This window comes from Actinophytocola gossypii, assembly GCF_025165815.1.
Lineage (GTDB): Bacteria > Actinomycetota > Actinomycetes > Mycobacteriales > Pseudonocardiaceae > Actinophytocola > Actinophytocola gossypii.
Window position 1 is genome coordinate 372,626 of the sequence record NZ_JAFFZE010000015.1, and the last position, 15,823, is coordinate 388,448.

Genomic DNA, 15,823 nt, shown 5'->3' on the forward strand with positions numbered 1-15,823 from the left:
CGCCGAGGCGGAGGAGTGGGCGCATGGTGCGACTGGTCGCGATGGTCGGTGCGGTGGGTGGCGTGGTCGCGGTCCTGTTGCCCGGCGGCGCGGCCCGGCCGGACCGGCCGGACACCGGCGTGCTCCTCGGCGCGGCGGCGCTCGTCGTGGTGGCCGTGCTCGGTTTTCTCCGGCGTACCAGGGCCGTTCGGTCGACGGCGGGGCTGCTCGCCGCCGGTGCCGCCGGGTGGGCGGTGTACTGCCTGTACCGCGACCTGACCGGCGGCCTGCCCGGTTCCGGGACGGCGGTGCTCGCGGTGTGCGCGGTCGGGGTGCTGGTCGCCCTCGTCGCCGCGGCGGTGCGCCCGCTCGGGGTTCCGGTGGCGGCGGGGCTGGTCGTGGTGCTCGCCGCGGCCGCGGTCGCCGGCGGGCTGCTGGCGCCGCGGGTGCCGTTGCGGGCGAGCACCGCCGGTGTCGCCGAGCCCGCCGCGATGGCCGGGCAACCGGGGGAACGCCGGTGGACGTGGCGTACCGAGGACCCGGTGCTCGGCGTCGTGGCCGCGGGGGCCGGAGTGGTGGTGGCGGTCGAGGGCGGGCAGCTCGCCGCGCTGGACGGCCCGACCGGGGCGGTGCGGTGGCGCTACGCGCACCAGGGCGCGCACGTTCGCGCGCTCGCGGTGACACCGGACCGGGAGCTGGTGCTGGCCGCGTTCGCGCCGGGCGGTGACCGGGAGACCGGCGCGGAGCTGCTCGTCGTGCTGGACGCGGTGACCGGCGAGGTGCACTGGAAGTCCACAGTGGACGAGTGGGTGGCCGACCAGGACTTCCTGGTGCCGACGAACAGCGTGCTGCCGGTCCGCGACCTGGTGGGGGAGAACGACCACACCGTTCGCGCGCTGGAGCTGCGCACCGGCGAGGAACTGTGGCGGTGGCGGCCGCCGAGCGGGTGCACGTCCCCGTTCCTGTTACCCCGCAGCGGCGCCGACGTGGTGCTCACCTCGATCCACTGCGACGACCGCGCCGGCGTGCTCGCCCTGGACGACCGCACCGGCGAGCGCCGCTGGTCCCACGAGTCCACAGTGGACTCGCCGGTCGACCACCACCTGTCCACCAACCCGGCCGGCGACCTGGTCTCGGTGGACCTGGCCGGTGAGCGTGCCGTCCTGCGCACCGCCGACGGCACGCCGCTGTCCACGCCGGACGCCCGGGTCGACGCCGGCCTCCGACCGCTGCTCCCCGACGAACCGGACGACACCCTCGGTCCCCGGGTCGTCGACCCGGCCACCGGCGACACCAGGGAACTCCCGGTCACCACCTGCGACAGCCCCCGTGCCCACACCACCACCGAGACCGCCTACCTCCGGATCTGCGGCCCGGACACCGAGGCGTCCCTGGTCTGGCAGACGATCGCCGACCGCCGCGTCGCCCGCACCCCGATCACCTGGGGCACCCCGGAGATTCTGTCGAGGATGCTCGGGACCGACGCCCGGGCGGTCGTCGTGCCGGCCCCGGGCGCCATCGTGGTCGCGAAGGCCACGGACACCACGGTCAGCGGCTACCCGGCCTGATCGACCCCCTGGATGCCCGGGTTCCCGGCCTCGAGGTGGACGGTGGCGCGGGTGCCGACGGGCGCGCCGGGGCGGTCGACGTAGGGGACGACGCGGTAGTCGGTGCGCCAGTGCGTGTCGGTCAGGTGGCAGCGGGCGTAGCCGCGTTGGGAGTTGTGGAACTTCATGTGCGGGTTCTCCGCGAGCCAGGTCCGGCCCCAGTCGTCCTGGTCCTGCCCGTTGCCGCCGGAGCTGACCGACGTGCCGAGGAACTCGGCGCCGACGGTGGCCGAGTCCGGGTCGTCGAAGTCCGCCTTCAGGTCCGCGGCCACGCTGCGGTGCGCGTCGCCGGTGATGACGACGAAGTTGTCGACGTCGCGACTACGGATCCCGTCGAACAGGCGCTGCCGCGCGGCGGCGTAGCCGTCCCAGGTGTCCATGCCGAACGCCTGCTCCGGGCCGGCGGCCGAGTCGCCCTGCATCACGAAGATCTGGTTCGCCAGCACGTTCCACGTGGCCGTGGACCGCCCGAGCCCGTCGAGGAGCCAGCGCTCCTGCTCGGCGCCGAGCATCGTGCGGTCCGGGTCCCACCGCTCCGCGCAGCCGGACACGTTGCCGTCGCCGCAGGCCTGGTTGTCCCGGTGCTGCCGGGTGTCCACCACGTTGAACCGGGCGAGCCGCCCGTAGCCGAGTCGCCGGTACAGCCGCATGTCCGGCCCGCGCGGCATGGCGGCGCGACGCAGCGGCATGTGCTCGTAGTAGGCGCGGAAGGCGGCGGCCCGGCGGGCGAGCACGTCGTTGTCGTGGCCGTCGAGCTCGTCGGCCCAGTTGTTGTCCACCTCGTGGTCGTCGAGCACCACCACCCACGGAGCGGCGGCGTGCGCGGCGCGCAGGTCCGGGTCGCTCTTGTACTGCCCGTACCGGATCCGGTAGTCGGCGAGTGAGAACACCTCCGCCTCCGGCAGGTGCCCGCGTCCGATCGAGCCCTGGCCGCCGCCCTCGTAGATGTAGTCCCCCAGGTGGACGACGAGGTCGAGGTCCTCCTCGGCCAGGTGCCGGAACGCCGTGTAGTACCCGTCCGCGTAGTTCTGGCAGCTGACGAACCCGAAGTCCACCGAGGACGGGTTGGCCCCGTGCGCCGGGGCCGTCCTGGTGTGTCCGGTCTCGCTGACCTCGTGGCCTGTCCGGAACCGGTACCAGTAGTCCCGGCCCGGCCGCAGCCAGGACACCTCGGCGTGCACCGAGTGCCCGAGCTCCGGGGAAGCCCAGGCCAGGCCGCTGCGCACCACCCGCTGGAAGCGGGGGTCCTCGGCGACCTGCCAGAGCACCGGGACGGTCCGGTCCGGCATGCCGCCGCGGCCGTCCGCCGCCAGCGGGTCCGGCGCGAGCCGGGTCCACAGCACGACTCCGTCCGGTGTCGGGTCGCCCGAGGCCACCCCGAGCGTGAACGGGTCGTCCGGGAAGCGGGGGTTGTTCCAGGCCGAGGCGGTCGAGGCGGTGGTGAGCGGGATCGCCAGCGCACCGGCGCCGGCCATCCCGAGAAAGCCACGACGGCTGATTCCCCGTGACAAGGGCTCCTCCAGGCTCGTGAACTATCAACAGGCAACGCGAGTTTGCCGGCACAGTTTCACCCACGCGGCCCGGGATGTCCACGGTTGGTGCGGGCCGTCGGGGTGGCGAGGGCCGGGTCGGCCGGCCAGGGGTGCTTCGGGTAGCGCCCGCGCAGCTCGGCGCGGACCTGGTGGTACCCGTTGCGCCAGAAGGACTCCAGGTCGCGGGTGACGGCCACCGGGCGGCCGGCGGGGGAGAGCAGGTGCAGCACCACGGCGACCCGGCCGTCGGCGATCGTGGGGGTCTCGGTCCAGCCGAAGGTCTCCTGCAGCTTGACCGGGAGCACGGGTTCCTCGGCGCCGTAGTCGACCCTCGGCCGCGCGCCGGACGGGACGCGGAGGCGGTCCGGGGCCAGTTCGTCGAGCCGCGCGGCCTCGGGCCAGGGGAGCAACCGGGACAGCGCGGCGTGGGTGTCCACCCGGGACAGATCGGCGCGGCGGCGTGCGGTGGTCAGCTCCGGGCCGAGCCAGGTGTCGGCGGCGGCGAGCAGGGCGTCGTCGGACACCGGCGGCCACGGGTCGCCCATGGCCCGGTGCAGCAACGCCATCCTGGCGCGGAGCCTGCTCGCCCGCTCCGGCCACGGGAGGAGCCGGAGCCCTTCCGCACGGAGCCCGTCGGCGACGGCGGCGCGGACCGCGGCGGGGTCGGGGTTGGCCAGCGGCCGTTCGCGCAGGACGATCGCGCCGAGACGGACGGTGTGGTTGGCGGTGACGTCACCGCCGGACCAGGTCACCTCGTCCGCTTCGGACAGGAGGGTGGGGGCGGCCCGGCGGGCCAGTGCCTCGTCGGCGGGGGCGGCCAGCCGGATCGTGCCGTGCGCCTGCCCTGGCCGCCGATCGGCACTCGCGACGGCGAGCCACTCGGCGTGGGCCGGCCCGGGCAGGTCGACCGCGGTGCCGTTGGCCATCAGGTATGTGCGCGAGCCCGACCCACGGCGGCGGGCGAGTCGTTCGGGGTACGCGAGGGCGACCACCAGGGCCGGATCACCCGCGTCGGCGGGATCGACGGTGGCTGGGTCGGTGGTGGTCCGGTCACCCGGAGCCGGCTCGGCGGCGTCGACGGTGGCTGGGTCGGTGGTGGTCCGGTCACCCGGTGCCGGCTCGGCGGCGTCCTGGTCGGTGGAAACCAGGCGGGAGAGGCGCTTCACCTCGCGTCGCCAGCGGGTGGCGGTGGGGCCTGTGTCGGTGCGGAGGCGGCGGAGCGTGTCCGCGACGTCGGTGCCGGTGGCCAGGGTGTCGTCGTCGAGGAGGGCGACGACCTCGGCGGCCAGGGTGCTTCCCGCGTCGAGCAGGGCTCGGGCCAGCCGGGGGTGCAGGCCGATTTCGGCGATGCGCCGCCCGCGCGGGGTCACGGCGCCCGCGGGGTCCAACGCGCCCAGCGCGGTCAGCACCTCGCGCCCGGCCGCGAGCGGTCCCGGCGGGGGCGGGTCCCACCAGTCCAGGCCACCGCCGTCGGGCGTACCCCAGCACGCCAGTTCCAAGGCCAGCCTGGTCAGGTCGGTGGTGCGGATCTCGGGTTCCGGCTGGGCGGGCAGCGTCCCGTGCTCGTGCTCCGGCCAGCAGCGGTACACCCGCCCGGGCGCCTCCCGGCCCGCGCGGCCGGCGCGCTGCTCCGCCACCGACGCGGACACCCGGGTGGTGACCAGACCGGCCAGGCCCCGCCGGTGGTCCGTCCGGGGCACCCTGGCCAGACCCGAGTCCACCACCGCCCGCACCCCCGGCACGGTCAGGCTGGACTCGGCCACCGCGGTCGCCAGCACCACCCGCCGGTCCGTCCCCGGCCGCAGCGCGGCGTCCTGCCTGGCCGGGGGCAGCCTGCCGTGCAGGGGCGCCACCGGAACGTCGTCCAGCAGCGCGGCGGTGCGGGCGATCTCCCCGGCACCGGGCAGGAACGCGAGCACGTCACCGTCCCCTTCGGACAGCGCGCGGCGCGCCGCCCGCGCCACACAGGACTCCACCCGTTCGCCGCGGGTCGGCGGGGTGTGGGTCACCGTGACGGGGAACGTCCTGGCCTCCGCGCGGACCACCGGGCCGAGCAGGGCGGCCACCCGGTCGGTCGCGACGGTGGCCGACGTGGCCAGCAGTTTGAGGTCGTCGCGCAGGCCGGCGCGGGCGTCCAGCAGGAGCGTCAGCAGCAGGTCGGCGTCGAGGTGGCGTTCGTGGCACTCGTCGAGGAGCACGGCGTCTACGCCGGGTAGGTCGGGGTCGCGCTGGAGCCGCCGGACCAGCAGGCCGGTGGTGACGACCTCGATCCGCGTCTCCCGCGACACCTTGCGGTCGCCGCGGATGGCGTAGCCGACCGTCCCGCCCACCGGCTCGCCGAGCAGGGCGGCCATCCGGCCGGCGGCGGCGCGGGCGGCGAGCCGGCGTGGCTCGGCGACCACCACGCGGCCGAACTCGGCCAGCGCCAGCGGGACGATCGTGGTCTTGCCGGTGCCGGGCGGCGCGACCAGGACCGCGGCGCCGCGCTCGCGCAGCACGCCGAGCACGTCGTCGAGGACGGCGCGGACCGGGAGGTCGGGCAGGTCGGCGGGGACGAGCACCCGGGCTAGCGGCCGTTGCGGATGGCGCGTACCGCCGCCTTGGCGTTGCGGTAGCCGCGCAGCATCCAGCGCATCCGGGGGTCGCCCTCGTACCGTTCGAGCAGGACGCCGCGCACGCTCGCCGGCGGGGGCGGCTTCCGCGCGGCCGCCCGCCTGCGCTCCGTCTGCACCAGCCGCAGCGTCGAGGCCAGCGCGTACACCGCCGCGTCGAGCAGTTCGGCGTCGGTGGCGCTGTCGGGGTGACCGGTGTCGTGGTCCACCCGCCACGTCGGCAGCAGGTCGCCGAGGTCGCCGACGACGTGGTACCCGGCCGCGCGGATCGCCTCCACCGTGTCCTTGCACCACTGCTCGACCCACGGGCGGTCCTCGACCGGCAGCGTCAGCGGCACCGAGCCCGGCCGGCCGGCGAGCACCTCCAGCGCGAGGAACTCCTTCACCAGGTTCTCGTACCCCGGCCAGCCGAGGTCCTCGCGCACCCCCGCGCGGTTCAGCAGCCGCAGCAGGTTCGTCTCCACCACGCCGGTGGACGGGTTCCGCACGTCCACCTCGACCGGGCGCACCGGGTCGACGCCGACGACCTCGGCGAACCGCCGCCACAGCGTGTCGCGGGCCGCCCCGCGCGGCAGGGTGATCACGTGCACCCGCTCCGGCGGCAGGTCGGCGGCCCAGGTGCGCAGGAACGCCGGGATGTCCTGGTAGCCCCAGAACGTGTTCGCGAAGTACGGGTTGACCGTGGTGTCCCCGCGCAGCGAGCGGCTGAACTCGTCGAACGTGAGCTGGCCGGAGTTCTTGACGTCCTCCTGCCACACCGCCGGCAGCTGCCTGGCCAGGTCCCGGGCGGTGCAGACCACGTGCACCTCCGCGTTCCCGAACGAGTTCATCGCCCGCCGCACCATCTCCGGGGTGGCCGGTGCCAGCATCTCGTGCGAGATCACCGAGGTGCCGTGCCAGGCGCGGGCCTCGGTGGAGATCCGCTCCCACGCGTCCCGGACCGCCGGGTCGGACACCCCGTGGAAGTCACGTTCGAGCAGATCGAGGGTGGCGAGGAACTGCTCGTCCGGCCGCGCACCGGGGTACCGGACGCCGTCCGCGCGCAGGCTGTCCCGGTTGCGCCACAGGACCTCCTGGAGGTAGGTGGTCCCGCTCTTCGGCGTGCCGACGTGGAGGAAGACGCGGTGCATGCTGCGTCACAATAGGCGACCACGGACAGTGACCACTTCGCCGCCCTACGAAGGTAGGTTGTGTGGTTTAGACCAATCATGGTCTAGTGGCCGCGTAACGCTCCGCAGAGCACTCGGCACGAGGAGTGATGATGTCCCTACGTCGCATCGGCGCGGCCCTGACCGTGCTCGCCTTCGCCGTCGTCGCGGCGCCGTCGGTCTCGGCCGCACCGGCCGCCCCGGCTCCGGAACCGGCCGCCTTCGTGGTGTCCGAGGCCCAGTTCAACCAGATGTTCCCCAACCGGAACGCCTTCTACACCTACAGCGGGCTGACCACGGCCCTGTCCGCCTACCCCGCGTTCGCCAACACCGGCTCGGACACCGTGCGCCGGCAGGAGGCCGCCGCGTTCCTGGCCAACGTGTCGCACGAGACCGGCGGTCTGGTGCACATCGTCGAGCAGAACGAGGCCAACTACCCGCACTACTGCGACACCAGCCAGCCCTACGGCTGCCCAGCGGGCAACGACGCGTACTACGGCCGCGGCCCGATCCAGCTGAGCTGGAACTTCAACTACAAGTCGGCCGGCGACGCGCTCGGCCTTGACCTGCTCAACGACCCGTGGCTGGTGCAGAACGACGCGGCGGTGGCGTGGCAGACCGCGCTCTGGTACTGGATGACCCAGAGCGGCCCCGGCACGATGACCGGCCACGACGCGATGGTCGGCGGGCACGGCTTCGGCCACACCATCCGCAGCATCAACGGCGCCATCGAGTGCGACGGCGGCAACCCCGGCCAGGTCCAGTCCAGGGTGGACAAGTACACCCAGTTCACCCAGCTGCTGGGCGTCCCCACCGGCGAGAACCTGTACTGCTGACCCGCGAACCCGGCCCGGCGGCCCGCACCGCCGGGCCGGGTTCCGGCGTCAGAGCGCCTGCTCCAGGCGGCTCGCCAGGACCTTGACGAACTTCGCCGGGTCCGGCAGGTCGCCGCCCTCGGCGAGCAGCGCCATGTCGTGCATCAGCTGGGCGGTCTCGGTCAGCCGGGGGTCGTCGGCGCCGCGCTCGGTGTGCGCGGTGCGCAGGCCGGCGACCAGCGGGTGCGTCGGGTTCAGCTCGAGGATCCGCTTGACCGGCGGCAGTTCCTGGCCCATCGCCCGGTACATCTTCTCCAGGGTCGGCGTCAGGTCGTGCTCGTCACCGACGATGCAGGCGGGCGAGGTGGTCAGCCGGGAGGACAGCCGGACCTCCTTGACCGTGTCGCCGAGCGCCGTGGTCATCCAGTCGAGCAGCGGCTTGAACTCCTCGGTGTGCTCGGACTCCTGCTCGTCCAGGTCGAGCTGACCCTTCGCGACCGACTGGAACTGCTTGCCCTCGAAGCCCTCGACCGCGTCGACCCACATCTCGTCGATCGGGTCGGTCAGCACCAGGACCTCGTAGTCCTTGGCGCGGAACGCCTCCAGGTGCGGCGAGTTCTCGATGGCCTGCCGCGACTCGCCGGTCAGGTAGTAGATGTGCTCCTGGCCGTCCTTCATCCGCGCCACGTAGTCGGCCAGCCTGGTCGGCTCGTCGGCGGAGTGCGTCGAGGGGAACGAGCAGATCTCCAGGATCGAGTCCCGGTTGCCGGCGTCGGAGACCAGACCCTCCTTGACCGCCTTGCCGAACTCGGTCCAGAACGTCCGGTACTTCTCCGGCTCCAACGCCTTGACCGTGGACAGCACCTTGCGCACCAGCCTGCGGCGGATCAGCTCGATCTGCCGGTCCTGCTGCAGGATCTCCCTGGACACGTTCAGCGACAGGTCCTGCGCGTCCACCACGCCCTTGACGAAGCGCAGGTACTCCGGGACCAGCGCCTCGCAGTCGTCCATGATGAACACGCGCTTGACGTAGAGCTGCACGCCGCGCCGCGCGTCCCGCATGAACAGGTCGAACGGCGCCCGCGACGGCAGGAACAGCAGCGCCTGGTACTCGAACGTGCCCTCGGCCTGGAGGCGGATCGTCTCCAGCGGCGGGCTCCAGTCGTGGCTGACGTGCCGGTAGAACTCGGTCAGCTCGTCCTCGGTGACCTCGCTCGCCGACCGCGCCCACAGCGCCTTCATCGAGTTGACGGTCTCCAGCTCGCCGTCCGTCGACTCGTCCGACTCCTCGGCGGGGGCGGCCTTGGCCATCCGGATCGGCCAGGTGATGAAGTCGGAGTACCGCTTGACGACCTCCCGGACCTTCGCCGGCGAGGCGTAGTCGTACAGCTTGTCCTCGGTGTCCTCCGGCTTGAGGTGCAGGACGACCGAGGTGCCCTGCGGCGCGTCCTCGGCCGGCTCGATCGTGTACGTGCCCTCGCCGGCCGACTCCCAGCGCACGCCCTCGTCCGCGCCGGCGCGCCTGGTCACCAGCGTGACCTTGTCGGCCACCATGAAGCTGGAGTAGAAGCCGACGCCGAACTGGCCGATCAGGTCCGCCGACGCGGCGGAGTCCTTGGTCTCGCGCAGCTTCGCCAGCAGCTCGGCGGTGCCGGACTTGGCGATCGTGCCGATCAGGCTCACGACCTCGTCGCGGGTCATGCCGATCCCGTTGTCCCGCACGGTGAGCGTACGCGCGACCGGGTCGGTCTCCAGCTCGATGTGCAGGTCGGAGGTGTCGGCCTCCAGGTCCTTGTCGCGGTAGGTCTCCAGCCTCAGCTTGTCCAGCGCGTCGGAGGCGTTGGACACCAGTTCCCGGAGGAACACGTCCTTGTTCGAGTAGATGGAGTGGATCATCAGCTGCAGCAGCTGACGTGCCTCGGACTGGAACTCGAGGGTCTCGGTCACGGGGATTTCCTTCTGGGTCGAGAAAGTCATGCCGATGGTAGCCAGCCGTTTACAGCGGCAGGCGCCGGACGCTAGTCTGCAAGATGTTGCAGTCCCTTGCGCAAGACTCTCAACGAGGAGAGAACGGCAATGCGACGAACCCTGCGCTTCGCCCTGCCCACGATCGTCCTCGCCGCCATGGTCACCGCCCCCTCGGCAACCGCCGACGTCCGGGTCGCCGACACCGGCGTGCCCAACGGCGACGTGATCGCCAACCTGTGGTCGTGGAACTGGCCCTCGGTGGCCCGCGAGTGCGTCGACCACCTCGACCCGGCCGGCTACGGCGCGGTCTGGGTCGCCCCGCCCGCGGAGTCGCTGCGGCACCCCAGTGGCGTGTGGTGGGACGTCTACCAGCCCTACAGCTACCGCCTGGACAGCCGCTTCGGCAGCGCGGCCGAGTTCGCCGCGATGGTCGACGCCTGTCACGGCGCCGGCATCGAGGTCTACACCGACGCCGTGGTCAACCACACCGGCGCGCAGACCGGCACCGGCTACGACGGCACCGTGGTCACCGACAAGTACGACCCGCCGATGTACGACCGGGGCGACTACAACGTCGACGTCTGCGACCGGGACATCAGCGACTGGACGAACCAGTGGGAGGTCCAGCACTGCGAACTGCTCGACCTGCCCGACCTCAAGACCTCCGACCCCGGGGTGCGCGCGGAGCTGGCGGGCTACCTGAACTCCCAGCTCGCCCTCGGCGTCGACGGTTTCCGGGTCGACGCGGCCAAGCACATGCCGGCCGGTGAGCTGGCCGCGATCGTCGACCTGCTCGACGACACGACCGCGGGGGACCGCCCGTTCGTGTTCCACGAGGTGTTCCCCGGCGAGCCGCCCGCGCCCGGCGACTACTACGGCAGCGGCGACGTGCTCGACTTCTTCTACGCCGACCGGATGAGGAGCGCGTTCACCGGTGACATCGCCAGCCTGGCCGGCTTCGGCCCGGGCCAGGGGATCCTGCCGGCGGAGAACTCGGTCTCGTTCGTCACCAACCACGACACCGAGCGCAACGGCAGCCATCTGTCCTACAAGGACGGTCGGACAGCGGTGCTGGCCAACGTCTTCCAGCTGGCGTGGGAGCACACCAGGCCGACCGTGTACGCCGGGTTCGAGTTCACCGACCCCGAGGGCGCGCCGCCGAACGCGAACGGCTTCGTCACCGACACGGACTGCGGCTCCGGCTGGTACTGCCTGAACCGCGATCCGCTGGTGGCCGGCATGGTCGGCTGGCACAACGCGGTCGGCGACGCGGACGTGGCGAACTGGCGGTCCCCGGCGTCGAACGTGATCGGCTTCGGCCGGGGGAGCACCGGCTACGTCGTGATCAACAACTCCGGCGCCGCGCACACCGCCCAGTACCCGACCGGCCTGCCGGACGGCTCCTACTGCGACGTGCTGAACGACTGCGCGACCAGCGTGACCGTCACCGGCGGGCAGGCCACCGTCACCGTGCCGGCCAAGGGCGCCGTCGCCTTCCACACCGGCCGCCCCGGCGAGCCGAACCCCGACCAGGTCACCGCGTCCTACACCGTCGAGGCCACCACGAACTGGGGCCAGAACGTGTACGTCGTCGGCAACGTGCCGGAACTCGGCGGCTGGGATCCCGCCGCCGCGGCCCCGCTCACCACCGGCACCGGCACCTACCCGCGGTGGCACGGCGCCGGCGTACTGCCAGCGAACACCGACGTGGAGTACAAGTTCGTGATCCGCCAGGACGGTCAGCCGGTGATCTGGGAGACCGGAGCCAACCGCACCCTGCGCACGCCCGCCTCCGGTCAGGTCACCGTGGACGGCGGCACGTTCCGTCGGTGACGTTCAGGGCATCCGGGGCCGGGCGGCGGTGGAGCCGCGCACGACCAGCTCCGGCAGGAACACGAACTCCGCGTGCGGGGCCGGGGTGCCGGCGATCTCCTCGAGCAGGGCGTTGACGGCGGCCTGGCCCATCGCCTCGACCGGCTGGCGCAGGGTGGTCAGCGGGGGGTCGGCGAACACGATCAGCGGCGAGTCGTCGAACCCGACGACCGAGACGTCGGCCGGCACCGAGAGCCCGCGCTGCCGGGCCGCCCGGATCGCGCCGAAGGCCATCAGATCGCTGCCGCACACGATCGCCGTGCAGTCCTCGTCCAGCAGGGCGTTCGCCGCGGCCTGGCCGCCCTCGACGGTGAACAGCGAGTGTGCGACCAGCCCCTCGGCCTGCTCGGCGGTGAGCGGCAGCAGCGTGCGCACGGACTGCACGAAGCCCTCGATCTTGCGCAGTACCGGGACGAACCGGCGCGGGCCGACCGCGAGCCCGATCCGCTCGTGGCCCAGCTCCACCAGGTGCGAGACGGCCAGCCGCACCGCGGCGCGGTCGTCGGTGGACACGAACGGCGCCGACACCGCCTCGGTGTACCCGTTGATCATCACGAACGGCACGCCCCGCCCGGCGAGCTTGACGTACCGGTTCGGGTCGGCGGTGGAGTCGGCGTGCAGGCCCGACACGAAGACGATCCCGGCGACACCGCGGTCCACCAGCAGGTCGGTCAGCTGGTCCTCGGTCGACCCACCGGGGGTCTGCGTGCACAGCACCGGGGTGTAGCCGCGGCTGGTCAGCACCTGCTCGATGACCTGGGCCAGCGCCGGGAAGATCGGGTTGGACAGCTCGGGGGTGATCAGGCCGATCAGCCCGGCACTGCGCTCCCGCAACCGGGACGGGCGCTCGTAGCCGAGCACGTCCATGGCCGCCACCACGGCCTGCCTGGTCGGCGCGGACACCCCCGCCTTGCCGTTGATCACCCGGCTGACCGTGGCCTCACTGACCCCGGCCTGCGCGGCGATGTCGCTCAGACGCCCGACGCTCACCGCACAATGAAAGCCCTTGCGGCTACTTTCAGCAAGTCAGTGCTGGCCGGCGGCGAGCGCGTCCTCCAGCCTGCCCAGCTCGGCGGTGATCCCGTCGCGCAGCATGTGCAGCCGATCGACGACCTCGACGACGGTGGCGAGGTGGTCGGTGTGCACGATGTGCTGCGCGTTGCTCACCGCGAGCCGACGGATCTCCTCGGCGGAGACCCGGGCGGCCGCGATGATGTTGTCCGCGCGTGCCCTGGCCTCCTGCTCCAGGGTGTCCGCGGCCGTGCGCTCCATCGGGCCGGTGGTCTGGCGCCAGTGCTTGAGCCGGTCGATCTCCTGCCGCTGCTGGTCGAGGGTGGCGGTCAGCACGCGGATCGTGTGCACGACGACGTCGAGGAAGTCGTCGACCTGGTCCTCGTTGTACCCGCGCGACGGAAACCGCGCCGGGTCGAACCGCGCGTTCTCGACGGCGTCGGCCGTCAACAGCGGCGAATCGTTACCCATCAGTGCGACTCCTAGGTGACCGGTCGACAACCGTGGGCGCCGCCGACGTTGCCGCCGACGCCCACGCCATCCCGCACCTAACTATCGACTGTAGTCACATGTCCAGACCAGTGTCGGCGCGTGTCGGCTCAGTTCGTGCCGGCGGCCTCCCGCGCGTCGTCCTTGTTGTCGTCCTCCTTGGTGGCCTCGTTACCCACCTGGCTGGCCATCGCACCGAACATGCCGAGGGGCATCTCCACGCCACCGACGTTCACGGTCCACTTCGGGTCGCGAACGCTGTTCAGCGTGTCCAGCGCGTCCATGAAGCTGTTGGCCTGCTTGTTGCCGAACAGCCGCTGGGCCGCCGCCCGGATGACGTTCTGCGGCAGCCGGTTGAGCTGGTTGATCGGACGCATCAGCTGCGCGTGGTTGCGGTAGCCGTCCTTCGACCAGCCCGTCCACGGACTGTCCTGCTTGCCCGGCGGTGGCGGCGGCGTGTTCGGCGCGGTGTCCGCCCTCGGCGGCGGCGCGGGCGGTCCGTCCGGCTTGGGCGGGGCGCCCGACGGCGTCGTGGTCCCCGGCGGTGCCGTGTCCACCCGCTGGGGCGGTGGCGGCGAGCCGGACGGCGTGGTCGGCGGTGGCTCGACCGATCCGCCGGGTGGGGCGGAGTCGGTGCGTGGGGGTGGCTTCGGTGGGCCGTCGGCGGGCTTCGGTGGCGGCGCCACTGATCCGCCGGGTGGGGCGGAGTCGGTGCGTGGGGGTGGCTTCGGTGGGCCGTCGGCGGGCTTCGGTGGCGGCGCCACTGATCCGCCGGGTGGGGCGGAGTCGGTGCGTGGGGGTGGCTTCGGTGGGCCGTCGGCGGGCTTCGGTGGCGGCGCCACTGATCCGCCGGGTGGGGCGGAGTCGGTGCGTGGGGGTGGCTTCGGTGGGCCGTCGGCCGGCTTCGGCGGCGGCTCGACCGATCCGCCGGGCGGGGCGGACTGGGTGCGTGGCGGCGGCTTCGGCGCGTCGCCCTCGGCGGGCTTCGGCGGCGCCCACTGGTCCAGGTTGTCCGACGGCCGGTCCCAGCTGCCGCCCGGCCGCCACGGGTTGAGCTTCGCCGCGACCGCGCGGTCCTCCATGCGCTTGGCGATGTCGGCCATGTGCTTGGAGACCTCGGCCAGCCGGCTGGACTGCCGGCCGAGCAGGCCGGTCAGCTTCGAGATCAGCCGGGCGATCTTGGCGGCGGTGGAGCAGGCCACGCCGATCGCGGTGGCGACGAACCCGGCGATCGACGCGCCGAACGTGAAGAACGCCGCCGCGGCGGCCACCAGCGCGCCGGCGATGAGGCCGCCGATCACCGCGGCGATGATGTCGCGGACCACGGCCCGGCCGGCGGCGATGCCGACCCCGGCCTGCACGGTGAGGTCCGAGGTGCCGGACACGGCCACGCCGAGGGACCGGATCTCCTCGGTCAGCTTGTTCATGCTGGCGCGCCAGTTGTCGGCCGCCTCGCCCTGCCACGCCTTGACCGCGTTGAGCGCGGTCTCGTGCTCGTCCGCGCAGGCGTTGATCTTGGCGACCTCCATCTGCAGCAGGGCGGCGTTGGCCTTGATCGCCTCCGGGTCGCCCATCAGCAGGTCCAGCGGCTCGCGCAGGAAGCCGATGTGCTCGATCAGCCAGCCGACGCCCGCCGCGAACACGGACCCGAGCGGGTCGAGCACCATGCCGAGGGTGTCGAGGCCGACGGTGACCGAGGCGACCGCGATCTGCGCGGCGTCCTTCTCGCCCTCCTCAGTCGCCGCGCCGATCAGCTCCGAGTAGGACTCGAAGATGCCGGCACCGGCGAACTTGTTCTCGTCGTCGAGGCGGAAGTTGTCGTACCCGTAGGCTTCCCGGACCTCTTCCTCGGTCTTCGGGCCCTCTTCTTCGCTCACTTGTCGCCTCCGAACCTGCCGGCGATGTCTTCCTCGACGTTCAGGTAGGTCTGGATCGTGTTGTCGACGCCCTTGGACGTGTCGCGCAGGGAACTGGAGCAGGCCTCCAGGTCGTCCCCGGCACTGTTGGTCGCGTCCCGCACGTTCTTGACGGCGAACATCTCGCCGACGATGCCCCAGGTCGTGATCCCGTAGCTGACGCCGCGCACCGCGCCGGCGCACGCGGTCAACGTGTCCGCGGTGCTGTTCAGGTCCTTCGCGAACGTGCGCAGCTCGTTCTCCGCGACGGTGTATCCGTCATCGGCCACTGTGTCCTCCCCTGGTCACCACGGCTGTTCGAAGTCGTCGTCGTCGTTGGTCGGACGACGGGGTGGGCGCGCCGGTGGCTGCGGCGGGGCAGGCGGCGGTTGCTGTTGCTGTGGCGGCGCTGGTGGCGGCGACTGCGCCGGCGGCGCCTGCTGGTCGAGCTCGTCGACACCGGCCAGGCCGTCCTCCGGCGCGTCGGAGGCCTCCTCGGGCGGCGCGGGCAGGAACGACCGGAGCATCCCCATCGCGTCGGTGCCCTCGGCGATCGGGGCGAACGCGGCGGCGACCTGGTGGGCCGCGACGCGCTGCGCCTGCGCGGCGGTGCGGTTGATGATCCCCGCCAGCTCCGCCGGTGCGAACCGGGTGACCGACGGGGCCAGCTGCACGTCCTGCAGCGCGCCGGTCGGCCCGACGGTCACCCGCACACCGCCGTCCGGGGAGGCCGCGGTGGCGCCGGAGTCGGCGAAGTTCTGGGTCAGCTGCTCCGACTTCTCCCGCATCTCGGCGATGCGGTTCTCGAAGCCCGTCAGCCACGTGTTCAGGCGATCGGCGGGGTCGTTCCCCGGGTTCTTCGCGCCGTTCGCCGGGTCGTTCGCTGGGTCCATCG

At 72.7% G+C, this 15,823-nt stretch carries 12 protein-coding genes; 3 read left to right on the plus strand and 9 right to left on the minus strand.

The window, feature by feature from the left end; all coding sequences use genetic code 11:
• The first annotated feature begins 23 nt into the window (after window positions 1-23).
• The gene (locus JT362_RS20650; RefSeq protein ID WP_260193102.1) at window positions 24-1,547 is read left to right on the plus strand and encodes an outer membrane protein assembly factor BamB family protein; all 1,524 of its coding nucleotides are present in this window, start codon (window positions 24-26) and stop codon (window positions 1,545-1,547) included.
• On the opposite strand, the gene JT362_RS20655 is transcribed toward JT362_RS20650, so the two are convergent.
• From JT362_RS20655 to JT362_RS20665, 3 genes are all read right to left on the minus strand, one after another.
• The gene (locus JT362_RS20655; RefSeq protein ID WP_260193103.1) at window positions 1,535-3,061 is read right to left on the minus strand and encodes an alkaline phosphatase D family protein; all 1,527 of its coding nucleotides are present in this window, start codon (window positions 3,059-3,061) and stop codon (window positions 1,535-1,537) included. The two genes, JT362_RS20650 and JT362_RS20655, sit on opposite strands and share 13 nt — an antisense overlap.
• Window positions 3,062-3,153: 92 nt before the next feature.
• Window positions 3,154-5,679 (minus strand): ATP-dependent helicase HrpB, encoded by a 2,526-nt coding sequence (hrpB, locus tag JT362_RS20660; protein WP_260193104.1) that lies wholly within the window; start codon window positions 5,677-5,679, stop codon window positions 3,154-3,156.
• Window positions 5,680-5,684: 5 nt separating this feature from the next.
• The gene (locus JT362_RS20665) at window positions 5,685-6,860 is read right to left on the minus strand and encodes a hypothetical protein (protein WP_260193105.1); all 1,176 of its coding nucleotides are present in this window, start codon (window positions 6,858-6,860) and stop codon (window positions 5,685-5,687) included.
• A gap of 131 nt (window positions 6,861-6,991) precedes the next feature.
• On the opposite strand from JT362_RS20665, the gene JT362_RS20670 reads away from it, so the two are divergent.
• Window positions 6,992-7,714 (plus strand): chitinase, encoded by a 723-nt coding sequence (locus JT362_RS20670; RefSeq protein WP_260193106.1) that lies wholly within the window; start codon window positions 6,992-6,994, stop codon window positions 7,712-7,714.
• A 48-nt stretch (window positions 7,715-7,762) separates the two neighbouring features.
• Here the strand turns inward: JT362_RS20670 and htpG are convergent, their stop codons facing one another.
• Window positions 7,763-9,670, minus strand: coding sequence for a molecular chaperone HtpG (htpG, locus tag JT362_RS20675; protein WP_260193107.1), 1,908 nt, complete (start codon window positions 9,668-9,670; stop codon window positions 7,763-7,765).
• A gap of 99 nt (window positions 9,671-9,769) precedes the next feature.
• On the opposite strand from htpG, the gene JT362_RS20680 reads away from it, so the two are divergent.
• Entirely contained in the window at window positions 9,770-11,494 is a 1,725-nt protein-coding gene (locus JT362_RS20680) for a carbohydrate-binding module family 20 domain-containing protein (protein WP_260193108.1), read from the plus strand.
• Window positions 11,495-11,497: 3 nt separating this feature from the next.
• Here JT362_RS20680 and JT362_RS20685 read toward each other — a convergent pair whose 3' ends face one another.
• From JT362_RS20685 to JT362_RS20705, 5 genes are all read right to left on the minus strand, one after another.
• Window positions 11,498-12,523 (minus strand): LacI family DNA-binding transcriptional regulator, encoded by a 1,026-nt coding sequence (locus JT362_RS20685; protein ID WP_260193110.1) that lies wholly within the window; start codon window positions 12,521-12,523, stop codon window positions 11,498-11,500.
• Between the two features lie 36 nt (window positions 12,524-12,559).
• Window positions 12,560-13,015 (minus strand): DivIVA domain-containing protein, encoded by a 456-nt coding sequence (locus tag JT362_RS20690; RefSeq protein WP_260193112.1) that lies wholly within the window; start codon window positions 13,013-13,015, stop codon window positions 12,560-12,562.
• Window positions 13,016-13,143: 128 nt separating this feature from the next.
• Window positions 13,144-14,910: a WXG100 family type VII secretion target gene (locus JT362_RS20695; protein ID WP_260193113.1), complete on the minus strand. Its 1,767-nt coding sequence runs from the start codon at window positions 14,908-14,910 to the stop codon at window positions 13,144-13,146.
• Window positions 14,907-15,218, minus strand: a complete 312-nt coding sequence (locus JT362_RS20700) for a hypothetical protein (RefSeq protein ID WP_260193114.1) — start codon at window positions 15,216-15,218, stop codon at window positions 14,907-14,909. The genes JT362_RS20695 and JT362_RS20700 overlap by 4 nt, the downstream gene beginning before the upstream one ends.
• Window positions 15,219-15,233: 15 nt before the next feature.
• Window positions 15,234-15,821 (minus strand): YbaB/EbfC family nucleoid-associated protein, encoded by a 588-nt coding sequence (locus JT362_RS20705; RefSeq protein ID WP_260193115.1) that lies wholly within the window; start codon window positions 15,819-15,821, stop codon window positions 15,234-15,236.
• Window positions 15,822-15,823: the final 2 nt, after the last annotated feature.